Here is a 12824-nt window from a genome sequence, read left to right on the forward strand (position 1 = left end):
CTCCTCAGGACGGGCTCTGTGCGGCCAGCTGGTCCCGCAGGACCCGGCGGAGCACCTTGCCGGTGGGGTTGCGCGGCAGCACGTCCAGGAAGCCGTAGCTGCTCGGGATCTTGAAGTCGGCCAGCCGGCCGCGCAGGAAGAGCATCAGCTCCCGGCCGCTGACCTGCTCGCCGGCGGCGCGGACCACGCAGGCCCGGACGGTCTCGCCCCAGCGCGGGTCGGGCACGCCGATCACCGCCACGTCGGCCACCGCCGGGTGCTCGCGCACCGCGTTCTCGACCTCGACGGGGTAGATGTTCTGGCCGGCGACGATGATGGTGTCGCTGATCCGGTCGCACAGGAACAGGTAGCCGTCCTCGTCCAGGTAGCCGAGGTCGCCCAGCCGCAGCCAGCCGTCCACCAGCGCCTTCGCGGTGGCCTCCGGCTGCTGCCAGTACTCGACGAAGTGCGCCGGGGTGTCGACGCAGACCTGGCCGATCCGGCCGGGCGGCAGCTCCCGCCCCTCGTCGTCGACGATCCGGACCCGGTTCCCCGGGCAGGAGCGGCCGGCCGAGGTGAGCCGGGGGTTGCCGGGCACGTGGTCCTCGGGCGCCAGGCAGGTGACCACGCTGCCGGTCTCGGCGGCGGCGTACATCTGGGCCAGCTCGCAGCCGAAGCCGTCGATCGAGCGGGCCAGCAGCGCGGGGGAGATCGGCGCGCCGCCGTAGACCACCTTGCGCAGCGAGGCGAAGGTGGCCGCGGTGACGCCGCGCTCGGCCAGCATCATGTCGAGCATCGCCGGCGCGGCCCAGGTGGTGGTGACGGCGTGCCGCTCGATCAGCCGGACCGCCTCCTCGGCGTTGAACATCCGCATGATCACGCTGGTGCCGCCCACGTTCAGGGTGTGCATGAACCAGGCCATCCCGGCCGAGTGCAGGCCCGGGAAGCAGATCAGGGTGCGGTCCTCGGGGCGCCAGTCGATCCAGTCGGTGCCGTGCCGGTGCATGGACTCGATGAAGGTGAAGAAGCTGCGGTGCGCCAGCACCACGCCCTTGGGCAGGCCGCTGGTGCCGCTGGTGTACATCTGCAGCACCGGGTCGTCGGTCAGCGCCAGGTGGTCGAGGTCGTCCTCGGGCGCGTCGGCCTTCCAGGCCAGGAAGCCGCCGACCCGGTCCCGGTCGGTGTCCAGCTCCACCAGCGCCTTCAGCGAGGCGGCCCCGGCCTTCTCCGCCGGCTCCAGGAACTCCCGCTCCACGAAGAGCAGTTCGGCACCCGAGTCGGCCAGGATGTGCTCCACCTCGCGGGCGGTCAGGCGCCAGTTGATCGGCACCAGCACCACGCCGCTCTTGGCGCAGCCGACCGCGAGGTCGTAGTAGTGCTCGGTCTCCCGGCCCAGGTAGGCGACCCGGGCGCCGCGGCCGAGCCCGGCCGAGCGCAGCGCGTGGGCGGTCCGGTTGCTCTCCCGGTGCAGCTGCGCGTAGCTGAGCTCGCGGCCGTCGCAGACGACGGCGGTGTGCCCCGGCCGCTCGGCGGCGTGCCGGGCGGCCCGGGCGCCGATGGTGGCCTCTGCTGCTTGGTTCATGGTCCTCTCCGTCCGATCTCGGTCAGGCCGGGTGGGGCCGCAGCTGCCTGCGGCCCCACCCGGAGCGGCGTCAGGCCGCGGCCGGCGCCGGGGCGATCTGCTGCTCCAGGAACTCGCTCAGCTGCCCGGCGGACGGGTGGTCGAAGGCCAGGGACGGCGGCAGCGGCACCCGGAAGGCCGCCTCCAGCGAGTTCTTCAGCTCGACCGCCACCAGCGAGTCCAGCCCCAGCTGGACGAACTCGGTGTACGAGTCGATCGCGTCGGCGTCCTCGAAGTGCAGCACGTCGGCCACCCGGGAGCGGACGAACTCGTCGATCGCCACCAGTCGTTCGGCCTTCGGCAGGGCCACCAGGGCGTCCAGGTCCAGGCTGCGGGCCGCGTCGGCGCCACCGCGCACCAGCAGCTCGTACAGGGCGTCGTCGACCGGCTTGGCGGCGGTGAACCTGTCCCAGTCCGCCTCGCCCGCGACGATCTGGGCGACCGGCCGGCCGAGCATCGAGGCGAGCGCCCGGGTGCCCTTCGCCGGGGTGAAGAGCCGGATGCCCTCGTCCTCCCACTTCTTGATCAGCGAGTCGTCGAGCCGGGCCGACATGCCGACCTCGGCCCACGGACCCCAGTTCACCGAGAGCGCCGGCAGCCCCTGCCCGGCCCGCCAGTGCAGCAGCGTGTCCAGGAAGTAGTTGGCCGCCGCGTAGTTGGACTGGCCGGGTGCGCCGACCACCGAGGCGGCCGAGGAGTAGCCGACGAAGAACTCCAGCTCGGGGAAGTCCGCCGCGGCCTCGTGCAGCAGCCAGGTGCCGTACACCTTGGCGCGGAAGACCTCGTCGATGCTCTCCCAGGTCTGCGCCGGGATCGGACGGTCGTCCACGGTGCCGGCCGAGTGGATGATGCCGCCCAGCGGGTGCTCCCCGGCGCGCAGCCGCTCCACGATCCGGGCCAGGTCGGCCGGCTCGGCGATGTCGCCCTGCAGGACGGTCACCTCGGCCCGCTCCGCCAGCCGGTCGTGCAGGTGCTTGACGTCGGCGGCCGGCTCCGGGCGCCGGCTGACCAGCGCGAGGTGGCGGGCGCCGAGGTCGACCAGCTTCTTGGCGGTGACCAGGCCGAGCGCGCCGAGCCCACCGGTGATCAGGTAGGTGCGGTCCGGGCTGATCGTCACCTCGCGCGCCGCGGGGGCCCGCTCGCCGGCGAAGTCCAGCACCAGCTTGCCGACGTTGGCACCCCGGCTGAGCACCCCGAAGGCCTCCTCGACCTCGTCCAGGGTGTACGAGGTGGCGACGATCGGGGGCAGCTGCCCGGCCTCGACCAGGGCGATCACGGTGCGCATGATCTCCTGGTTGAGCGGGATCAGCTGGTCCTGCGGCAGCTCGCTCAGGTCGAAGTTGTGGTACGTGACGTCGGGCCGCTCGGCGGCCACCTGCTCGGGGGTCCAGGCACCGACCTTGCCGAGCTCGATGAACCGGCCGCCCTCACCCAGCGCCCGCATGCCGGCCGGGATGTAGTCCTTGTTGAGGCTGTTCAGCACGATGTCGACCCCGCGGCCGCCGGTGCTGCGCTCGATCTCGTCGGCGAAGTCCAGCGTGCGCGAGTTCATCACGTGCTCGATGCCCTGGGCCCGCAGCAGCGGCCACTTGTGCGGGCTGGCGGTGGCGAACACCTCCGCCCCGGCCAGCCGGGCCAGGTGCGCCGCGGCCTGGCCGACGCCGCCGGCCGCCGCGTGCACCAGCACCCGGTCGCCGGCCTTGATCCCGGCCAGGTGGTGCAGCGCGTAGTACGCCGTGACGTACACCGAGATCAGGCCGGCGGCGGCGGTGAAGTCGATGTTGGCGGGCTTGCGGACGGCGACCGCGGAGGGCACCGTCACCCGGCGCTTGAACAGGTCGAGGTAGTTGAGGATCACCTCGTCGCCGACCGCGAACTGCGCCTGCGGGCCGGCCGCGACCACCGTGCCGGCGCACTCGAAGCCGAGCGGCTGGTCGCCGAAGTCCTTCAGCATGCCGAGCGCGTTCAGCACGTCCTTGAAGTTCAGGCCGGCCGCGTGCACCTCGACCTGGATCTGGTCGCCGACCGGTGCGACGTCCTCGGCCGGCACCGGCTTGATGCCGCCGAACTGGCCGAACTCCTTGATGGCCAGACCGAAGTTGGCGTCCTGCCGGGAGCGCGGGTCCACCGCCAGCAGCCGGCGCACGTGCCGGAAGCCCTCCCGGTACGCGATCTGGAACTCACCGCTCTCCCGGGCGTGCACCTCGTCCACCAGCGGCTGGTGGCCGCCGGTGCCGGGCAGGTCGAGCAGGGTGGTGCGGTACGCCGGGAACTCGTTCAGCAGCACGTGGCCGAAGCCCCACAGGCTGGCGGCGGCCAGCGCGGCGCCGGTGCCCGGCTCGTCGCCGTACAGCACCTGGGCCCGCTCGGTGACCAGCCACAGCCGCTGGTTGCGGCCGAAGCCGGCCTGCTCCAGCGCCGCCAGCAGCTCCAGCAGCGCGGTGTAGTTGCGCTCGGACTCGGCCCGCAGCGCGGCGGCGCCCGGCTGCCCGTCACCCGCCTGCCAGTACCAGGCCAGGTCGGTGATCTGCTCCTCGGCCAGCACCGCGGTCACCTCGGCGGGGGTGGCGGCGAAGCTCAGCCGCCCGCCGCGCTCGGCCACCGCCGGCGCCTGGTCGGCGAACTCCTGCGCGGAGCGGCCGACCACCAGCAGGTGGCGCCCGGTCACGCTGTTCGGGCCGGTCTGCGAGCGCTTGACCCAGCGCATCTCGTGGAAGAAGCTCCGGCGCGCCCCGGCGAAGGTCTCGGCGACCCGCTTGAGGCCGAGGCCCTTGAGCTCGAAGACCGGCCGGTCGCCGTCGAGCGCCAGCAGGTCCGCGCTGAGGTCGACCTCGTCGGTGTCGGCCGGCACCACCCGCAGCAGGGTGCGCAGGGTGTCCGCCTTGGGCTTGCGGAACAGCCGGAACCGGCCGAAGCGCACCGGCAGGTAGTCGTTGCCGTCGTCCGCCAGCGCCGCCATGTTGTGCATCGCGGCGTCCAGCAGGGCCGGCGGCAGGTGCTCCAGGGCGCCCGCCGGGCGGCCCTCCAGCTCGCCGACGGTGAGGTCGCCGGCGTACCGGTCGACCGAGCGCATCAGCCGGAACTCCGGACCGTAGTCCAGCCCGGCGCCGGAGTACGCGGCGTACACGTCCTCGGCCCGCAGCACGTCCTCCGGGTTGCCCGCGGCGGCCGCCAGGTCGATCAGCTCCCGGGCGGCGTCGGTCAGTTCGTCGGAGACCTCCGACTCGGCGCCGATCGTGGCCACCGCGTGCAGGCGCTCGATCACCGCGCCACCGGCCTGGCCGTCGCCGGCCTCGGCGAGGCTGACGATCTCGACCGACCCGGTGCCGTCCGGGCCCGGACGCAGCCGGGTCCGCAGCCGGGTGGGCCGCTCCTCGTCCAGGAACAGCGCCTCCCGGAAGCCGACGTCGCGCACCGGGCGGCGGGTGTGGCCGTGCACCGCGTCCAGCAGGGCGAGCACGATCTCCAGGTAGCCGGTGCCGGGGAAGACGACCTGGCCCATCGCCACGTGGTCGGCCAGGTAGGCCGGCTGCGCGGGGCTCACCGAGCTGCTGAACTCGCGGATACCGTCGGCGAGTTGCTCGGGGGTGCTGGTCTCGTTGCCGAGCAGCGGGTGGACCGCGGCGCGGCCGTCCGCGACCCGGGCGCCGAGCCCGTGCCGGGTGGCCCGGTTCGGCAGCCAGTACGACTTGCGGTCGAAGGCGTAGCCGGGCAGCGACACCAGGCGGTGGCTGCGGCCGGCGTGGAAGCCGTGCCAGGAGAACGCCAGCCCGGCGGCGTAGAACTGGGCGACGGCGGCCCGCAGCGCCCGGCCGTCGGTGTCCTTGGGGCTGGTGCCGCCGATCCACAGGTGGTCCTGCGGGGTCACCGACTGCTTGGCGGCGCCGGTCAGCGCCGGGGAGGGGCCGATCTCGATGATCGCGTGCTTGCCGCGCCGCTCCAGGGTCCGCATCCCGGCCGAGAACTCCACGGCCTCGCCGATGTGCCGGATCCAGTACTCGGGGTCGCTGATCTCGGCGAACCTGGCCACCTTGCCGGTCAGGTTGGAGATCAGGGTCAGCGACGGCTCGCGGAAGGCGATGTCCTTGATCGCGGCGCGGAACTCGTCGAACACCTCGGTCATCAGCGGCGAGTGGAAGGCGTGCGAGACCTTCAGCTCCTTGACCCGCAGCCCGGCCTCGGTGAGCTGGGCCACCACGGCGGCCAGCGCGTCCGACCCGCCGGAGATCACCGTCTGCTCGGGCGAGTTGACGGCCGCCACGGCCAGGTCCGGGTACGGCTCCAGCAGCGGCGCCACCTGGTCCACCGGCGCCGCGACGGCGGCCATCCCGCCGGGGGCGGTGACCGACTGCATCAGCTTGGCGCGGGTCGCCACCAGCGCGGCGGCGTCGGCCAGGTCGAACAGCCCGGCCACGGCGGCCGCCACCACCTCGCCGATGCTGTGCCCGATCAGCACGTTGGGCTTCACGCCCCAGGACATCCACAGCTTGGCCAGCGCGTACTCGAGGGTGAACAGCGCGGGCTGCGCGTACAGGGTCTGGCCGAGCAGCTCGCCCTGGCCGTCCCGGTCGAACATCACGTCCTTCACCGAGCGGCCCAGGTGCTCCGCGAGCAGCCGGTCGCACGCGTCGACGTGCTCGGCGAACAGCGGGAACTGCCCGTACAGCGCGGCGCCCATGCCCGGGTACTGCGAGCCCTGGCCGGTGAACAGGAAGGCCACCTTGCGGATGTCGCCGCGCGGGCCGGCCGGCTCGGTGCCGGCGTGCTTGGCCAGCAGCGCGTCCAGCGCCTCGCGGTCGGCGACCTGTCCGGCGATCCGGTGGCTGAAGTGGCTGCGGCCGACGTTGGCGGTGTAGCAGAGGTCGCCGAGGTCCAGCTCCGGGTGCCGCTCCAGGTGCTTGCGGTAGCGCTCCACCTGGAGCTGCAGCGAGCGCTTGGTCTTGGCGGACATGGTGAACACGTGGCCGCCCTCGGCCTGCGTGCGCTGCGCGGGCCCGGCCGCGGGGGCCTCGGGCGCCTCCTCCAGGACGGCCGCGGCGATGCTGCCGGCGAAGCCGAAGCTGTTGACCACCGCGCGCCGGGTCTCGGCCTGCCAGGGCTTGGCCTCGACCGGCACGGTGACCGGGATGGAGTCCCACGGGATCCGCCCCGAGGGGGTGCTCAGGTTGAGGTGCGGGAAGACGGTGCCGGTGCGCATCTGCAGCACGGTCTTGATCACGCCGCCGATGCCGGCGACCGGCTCCATGTGCCCCAGGTTGGTCTTCAGCGAGCCGACCGTGACCGGGTTCTCCTTGGTGTGCGACTTCGCGAACACGTCGCTGATCGCGCCCATCTCGATCGGGTCGCCGAGCGGGGTGCCGGTGCCGTGCGCCTCGACGTACTGGATGTCGGCGGGCTCCAGGTGCGCGTTGCGCAGCGCCGAGCGGATCACGATCTCCTGGGCGGTGCCGTTGGGCACGGTCAGGCCGGCGCTCTCGCCGTCCTCGCCGATCGCGGTGCCGCGGATCAGCGCGAGCACCCGGTCACCGTCGCGCTCGGCGTCCGACTGGCGCTTGAGCACCAGCACGGCGCAGCCCTCGGCGCGCACGTAGCCGTCGGCCGACTCGTCGAAGGTCTTGCAGCGCCCGTCCGGGGCCAGCATGTTGGCCTGCGAGAACATCACGAAGATGCGCGGGTGGTGCAGGCAGTTCACCGCGCCGGAGAGCGCGATGTCGGTGGCGCCGCTGCGCAGGCCCTCGACCGCCAGGTGCATCGCGGTGAGCGAGGAGGCGCAGGCGGTGTCGACGCTCAGGCTGGGGCCGCGCAGGCCGAGGAAGTACGACAGCCGGCCGGACAGCGGGAACAGCGTGATGCCCGCCGCGAGGTGGCCGTCCAGCTCCTCGTACGGCAGGCCCTCCATCTCCAGCGCGTAGTCGATCGAGCTGGCGCCGATGTACACGCCGCCGTTGCCGTGGCGCAGCGTGCCCGGGTCGATGTTCGCGTTCTCCAGCGCCTCCCAGGCCGTCTCCAGCAGCAGCCGCTGCTGCGGGTCGACGAAGTTCGCCTCCTTGGGCGAGATGTTGAAGAACTGGGCGTCGAACTGGTCGATCTGGTCGAGGAAGCCGGCGCCGGTGGTGTGCACCTTGCCCTTCTGCTCCTCGTCGGCGGGGGTGAACGCCGGGACGTCCCAGCGGTCCTCGGGCACCGGGCGGATACCGGACCGCCCCTGGCCGAGGAATTCGGCGAACCCCTCGGGCGACTCGTTGCCGCCCGGGAAGCGCAGACCGATACCGACTATCGCGATGGGCTCGTTCTGCTCCGGTTTGTTCGACATTCCCGTTCTTCCCTTTCACTGGTCAGCCGCCGTGCTGCGGCAGGTCGTGGAGATGCCGGTCCGGGCCCGTCAGAGGGCGGATCGGGCCGGGAGTTCGTCGAACAGGTCTCCGAGCAGATCGCCCGTCAGGTGCTCCAGGAGCTGGTCGATCGTCGGGCTGTTGAACAGGGCGGTGGTGCTGACCGCGATGCCCAGCTGGGTCTCCAGCCTGGTCTTCACCTCGACGATGCGCAGCGAGGTGAACCCGAGCTGGAACCAGCTCTCGTCGGTCGGCAGGTACTCGTCCTCGTCCATCAGCAGGCTGGCCTTGAATTCCGTCACCACGAGGGATTCCAGGGCCTCCCGGCGCTCGGACCGGGGCAGCGACCGGAGCAGTTCGATCGTCGGTATGGATTCACTCATCGCGTGCACCCGTTTCCGCGCGGGGAGAAGTTCGGCAATGCGACCGCCTCCGTCGGTTCTGGGCCGTCGTCCCTGCCGGCCCCACGTGGGCAACATGCGAACACGCCCGGCTGACCAGGCTCTGACCAGCGACTGACTCGGACGGGCGGGCGGCGCGGGGGCGGGCCGCGGGCCGGCTCCGGATCCATTGACACGGCCTGCCGGATTCGCTTCAGTGGTCTAGTCCAAAGAGGTGGCGCCCGTTCCGCGTCCGGCCTTCCCCACAAGGCCTTTGGGCACCCCCATGTCATGAGGCAGGAGCATCCCCACATGCGTACTCCCCGAAGAACAGCCGTCCGCCGCGGCAGCCGCACCGCGGTCGCCGCCGGCACCGCCTGGGCCGTCGCCGCCGCCGGCGCGGTCGCCCTCAGCTTCGGCCTGGCCGGTTCCGCGAGCGCCGGCGAATTCCTGGTCAACGGCGGCTTCGAGACCGGCTCGGCCGCCCCCTGGAGCTGCACCGGCGGCACCGGCAGCGTGGTCACCGGCCAGGCCCACAGCGGCAGTTACGCACTGGCCGGGGCGGCCTCGGCGAGCGACAACGCCCAGTGCGCCCAGACCGTCGCGGTGCAGCCGAACACCGCCTACACGCTCAGCGCGTACGTCAAGGGCGCCTACGTCTACCTGGGCGTCAACGGCGGGGCCAGCAGCTGGACCCCGAGCACCGGCGGCGGCTACCAGAAGCTCTCGGTCTCCTTCACCACCACCGCCGGCCAGACCAGCGCCACCGTGTTCACCCACGGCTGGTACGGCCAGGCCACCTACTACGCGGACGACGTCTCGCTGGACGGCCCGGGGGCTCCCACCAACCCGCCGACCTCGCAGCCCCCGACGTCCCAGCCGCCCACCTCGCAGCCCCCGACGTCCCAGCCGCCCACCTCGCAGCCGCCGACGTCGCAGCCGCCGACCACCCCGCCGCCCGGCGGGCTGCCCACCCACGCCCTGGTCGGCTACCTGCACGCCAGCTTCGCCAACGGCGCCGGCTACACCAGGATGGCCGACGTCCCGGCCTCCTGGGACGTGATCAACCTGTCCTTCGGCGAACCGACCTCGGTCACCTCGGGCGACATCCGCTTCAACCGCTGCCCGGCCACCGAATGCCCCTCGGTGGAGTCGGACGCCGACTTCAAGGCCGCGATCGCGGCCAAGCAGGCCCAGGGCAAGAAGGTGCTGATCTCGATCGGCGGCCAGAACGGCCAGGTCCAGCTGACCACCACGGCGGCCCGCGACGCCTTCGTGAACTCGGTGTCCGCGATCATCGACAGGTGGGGTCTGAACGGCCTGGACATCGACTTCGAGGGCCACTCGCTCTCGCTGAACACCGGTGACACCGACTTCAAGAACCCGACCACCCCGGTGATCGTCAACCTGATCTCGGCGCTGAAGACGCTCAAGGCCAAGTACGGCCCGAACTTCGTGCTGACCATGGCGCCGGAGACCTTCTTCGTGCAGCTCGGCTACCAGTACTACGGCTCCGGGCCGTGGGGCGGCCAGGACCCGCGGGCCGGCGCCTACCTCCCGGTGATCTACGCGATGCGCGGCGACCTCACCCTGCTGCACGTCCAGGACTACAACTCGGGCTCGATCATGGGCCTGGACAACCAGTACCACTCGATGGGCGGCGCGGACTTCCACGTCGCGATGACCGACATGCTGCTCACCGGCTTCCCGGTGGCGGGCAACACCGCCAACATGTTCCCGGCGCTGGCCCCCTCCCAGGTCGCGATCGGCATGCCGGCCACCGTCAACGCCGGCAACGGCTACATCGCCCCCGCCGAGGTGGACAAGGCGCTGGACTGCCTCACCAAGGCCGTCGGCTGCGGCGGCTACCAGCCCCGCAGCGGCGCGCAGCCCAACCTGCGCGGCCTGATGACCTGGTCGATCAACTGGGACCAGTTCGGCGGCAAGGAGTTCTCGAAGAACTTCGACAGCTACTTCGGCTGATCCACCGGGCGCCCGCCGCCCGTCACGCCCCGTCGCCGGCCGGTCACCCCAGGGTGCCGGCCGGTGCGGGGCGTGCGGAGCGGCGGCGGGCTGCCTAGCCTGGAGTGAGGAGGTGGTGGCGATGCTGTCAGACGCGCCCCTGCAAGCGGTCGTCCCGGTCGGCGACGTGGATCGCGCGAAGCGGTTCTACCGCGACACCCTCGGCCTCTCCCTGGTGGACGAGAGTGCGGAAGGGATCGGCTTCATCTGCGGCGGTACCCGGTTCGACCTGTACGAGACGCCCAGTGCGGGGCAGGCCGCACACACCCTGGCCAGCTGGAAGGTCGCCGACCTCGACGCCGAGATGGCGGACCTGCGGGGACGCGGGATCGTCTTCGAGGAGTACGACCTCCCCGGCCTGAAGACCCTGGACGGGGTCGCCGAATCGGACGGCATGCGGGCCGCCTGGTTCAAGGACACCGAGGGCAACATCCTGTGCGTGCACGAGGTGAGCGGCGGCTAGGCCTGTCCGCCCGGCTCCGGGAACGCCGAAGGCCCCCTCGCTCTCGCGAGGGGGCCTTCGACCGTCTGTGCGCCGCCAGGGACTCGAACCCCGGACCCGCTGATTAAGAGTCAGCTGCTCTAACCAACTGAGCTAGCGGCGCCTGTCCGACGTGGAGAACATTACCTGGTCAGCGGCCGAAACTCCCAATCGGTTCCCGGCCCGCCCGGCCGTCCGGGCCCGGCGTGCCGCCGCATGGGTGTGGTTAACCGCTTTTAAGCTGATCCGAGCGCCCGCGCGGTCGGACCGGGCCGAGGGAAGGATCGCCCGGTGGCCCAGCTGTCGCTGCTGTTCCTGGTGCTGCTCGCCGCAGTGGTGACGGTGCCGCTGGCGCGCTGGACGAGCATCCCCCAGCCCGTGCTGATGACCCTGCTGGGCATCGTGATGGCGGTGATCCCGCAGCTCCCCGACGTGAAGATCGAACCCGAGCTGATCCTGCCGCTGGTGCTGCCCCCGCTGATCTTCGCGGTGGCCAGACGCTCCTCGGTGCACTACTTCCGCACCAACATCCGCTCCATCCTGCTGCTCGCCGTCGCCCTGGTGGTGGTCACCACGCTGGTCGTCGCCGGGGTCTACCAGTGGCTGGTGCCGGCCGTCCCGCTCGCCGTCGCGGTGGCGCTGGGCGCCCTGGTCTCGCCGCCCGACCCGGTGGCGGCCGTCGCGGTGGCCAACGCCGTCGGCCTGCCCCGGCGGCTGGTCGCGGTGCTGGAGAGCGAGGGCCTGTTCAACGACGTGACCGCGATCGTGATCTACTCGCTGGCCGTCTCCGCCGTGGTCAGCCACGACCTCTCGGTGCCGCACGCGCTGGCCCGGTTCGTGCTGTCCGCGGTGGTGGCGGTGGTGATCGGCGTTCTGCTCGGCTGGCTCAACGCCCGGCTGGCCGGGCTGCTGGACGATCCGACCCTCCAGGTCGCGCTGAACCTGCTGGTCCCGTTCGCCGCCTACACCCTGGCCGAGGTCGGCCACGGCTCCGGGGTGCTGGCCGTCGTGGTCTGTGCGCTCTACCTGGCCGACCGGGCCGCGGACGCCGACGACGTGGCGTACCGGCTGGTCGGCAACGCGTTCTGGGAGATCGTCGAGACCCTGATCACCGGCGTCGCCTTCGGCCTGATCGGCCTGGAGCTGTCCACCGTGCTGGAGGACGTCAAGGACAGCTGGCGCGGCATGCTCGGCGACGCCGCCGCGGTGATCGCCACGGTGGTGCTGGTCCGGTTGGTCTGGCTGCTGCCCGCGGCCTGGCTCTCCCGGCGGGTCAGCCACGGCGAGGAGGACACCCCGATCAGCTGGCGGGAGACGGTGGTGCTCTGGTGGTCCGGCATGCGCGGGGTGGCCACCGTCGCCCTCGCCCTCGCGGTGCCGCTCACCCTCAAGGACGGCAGCCCCTTCCCCGGCCGCAGCGAGCTGATCTTCGTCGCGTTCGCGGTGGTCTTCTTCACCCTGCTGATCCAGGGGCTCAGCCTGCCCTGGCTGGTCAAGCGGCTCGGCCTGGACGCCGGCGCCGACGCCCACGAGCAGGCCGCCAAGCAGCTCTGGTGGCGCGCCTCCAAGGCCGGGCTCAAGCGCCTGGGCGAGCTGGAGGACGAGGAGCAGCTGCCCTCCGACCTGGTCGAGCGGCTGCGCGAGCGCCAGCACGACCGGCTGGCCCGGATCTACCCCGAGCGGTACGAGGAGGAGGAGGCCGCCGACGCGAAGCGCCGGCTCTCGCGGTGGCGCCGCGCGTACGGCATCGAGCAGGAGATGATCGCCGCCTCCCGCCGCGAGGTGCTCGCCGCCCGGAGCGAGCCCGGCGCCGACCCGGAGGTCGCCGACCACGTGCTGCGCCAGCTCGACCTGCGCTCGGACCGCAAGTGACGCCCGGTGACCAGGCCCCGCGGCGGCTCGACCTGACACCGGGTGAGCCCGGGCGCGGCGCCGTGGCGGCCCCGGGCGCGGGTGGCCTTAGGCTGGCCGTGGGCAAGGCCGTCAACGGAGTCGGCGCACGCACCGCT

General features: G+C 72.3%; 6 protein-coding genes and 1 tRNA gene. 3 read left to right on the forward strand and 4 right to left on the reverse strand.

Features of this window, described 5'->3' with window-relative positions; all coding sequences use genetic code 11:
• Positions 1-4 precede the first annotated feature (4 nt).
• The 3 genes from ABT014_RS28935 to ABT014_RS28945 form a co-directional block, all read right to left on the reverse strand.
• A complete protein-coding gene (locus tag ABT014_RS28935) occupies positions 5-1561 on the reverse strand; it encodes a long-chain-fatty-acid--CoA ligase (protein ID WP_350642169.1) in 1557 nt (518 codons plus the stop codon).
• A 70-nt stretch (positions 1562-1631) separates the two neighbouring features.
• A complete protein-coding gene (locus ABT014_RS28940; protein ID WP_350642171.1) occupies positions 1632-7913 on the reverse strand; it encodes an SDR family NAD(P)-dependent oxidoreductase in 6282 nt (2093 codons plus the stop codon).
• A gap of 69 nt (positions 7914-7982) precedes the next feature.
• The gene (locus ABT014_RS28945) at positions 7983-8315 is read right to left on the reverse strand and encodes an acyl carrier protein (protein WP_350642172.1); all 333 of its coding nucleotides are present in this window, start codon (positions 8313-8315) and stop codon (positions 7983-7985) included.
• A gap of 309 nt (positions 8316-8624) precedes the next feature.
• On the opposite strand from ABT014_RS28945, the gene ABT014_RS28950 reads away from it, so the two are divergent.
• Both ABT014_RS28950 and ABT014_RS28955 read left to right on the forward strand, forming a co-directional pair.
• On the forward strand, positions 8625-10295 hold the full coding sequence (locus tag ABT014_RS28950) for a chitinase (protein WP_350642173.1): 1671 nt from the start codon (positions 8625-8627) through the stop codon (positions 10293-10295).
• Positions 10296-10416: 121 nt separating this feature from the next.
• Positions 10417-10797 carry a VOC family protein gene (locus ABT014_RS28955; protein ID WP_350642174.1) on the forward strand — a complete coding sequence of 127 codons (381 nt, stop codon included), beginning with the start codon at positions 10417-10419 and terminating at the stop codon, positions 10795-10797.
• Positions 10798-10865: 68 nt separating this feature from the next.
• On the opposite strand, the gene ABT014_RS28960 is transcribed toward ABT014_RS28955, so the two are convergent.
• Positions 10866-10939: transfer RNA gene (locus ABT014_RS28960), tRNA-Lys, on the reverse strand.
• 167 nt (positions 10940-11106) lie between these two features.
• Here ABT014_RS28960 and ABT014_RS28965 point away from each other — a divergent pair.
• On the forward strand, positions 11107-12687 hold the full coding sequence (locus tag ABT014_RS28965; protein ID WP_350642175.1) for a Na+/H+ antiporter: 1581 nt from the start codon (positions 11107-11109) through the stop codon (positions 12685-12687).
• Positions 12688-12824: the final 137 nt, after the last annotated feature.

Source organism: Kitasatospora sp. NPDC094015, assembly GCF_040304075.1.
Taxonomy (GTDB): domain Bacteria; phylum Actinomycetota; class Actinomycetes; order Streptomycetales; family Streptomycetaceae; genus Kitasatospora.

Coding starts and splice junctions, on each gene's coding strand:
- ABT014_RS28940 (WP_350642171.1), bottom strand. CDS start 7,913: ATGTCGAACAAACCGGAGCAGAACGAGCCCATCGCGATAGTCGGTATC.
- ABT014_RS28950 (WP_350642173.1), top strand. CDS start 8,625: ATGCGTACTCCCCGAAGAACAGCCGTCCGCCGCGGCAGCCGCACCGCG.
- ABT014_RS28935 (WP_350642169.1), bottom strand. CDS start 1,561: ATGAACCAAGCAGCAGAGGCCACCATCGGCGCCCGGGCCGCCCGGCAC.
- ABT014_RS28955 (WP_350642174.1), top strand. CDS start 10,417: ATGCTGTCAGACGCGCCCCTGCAAGCGGTCGTCCCGGTCGGCGACGTG.
- ABT014_RS28945 (WP_350642172.1), bottom strand. CDS start 8,315: ATGAGTGAATCCATACCGACGATCGAACTGCTCCGGTCGCTGCCCCGG.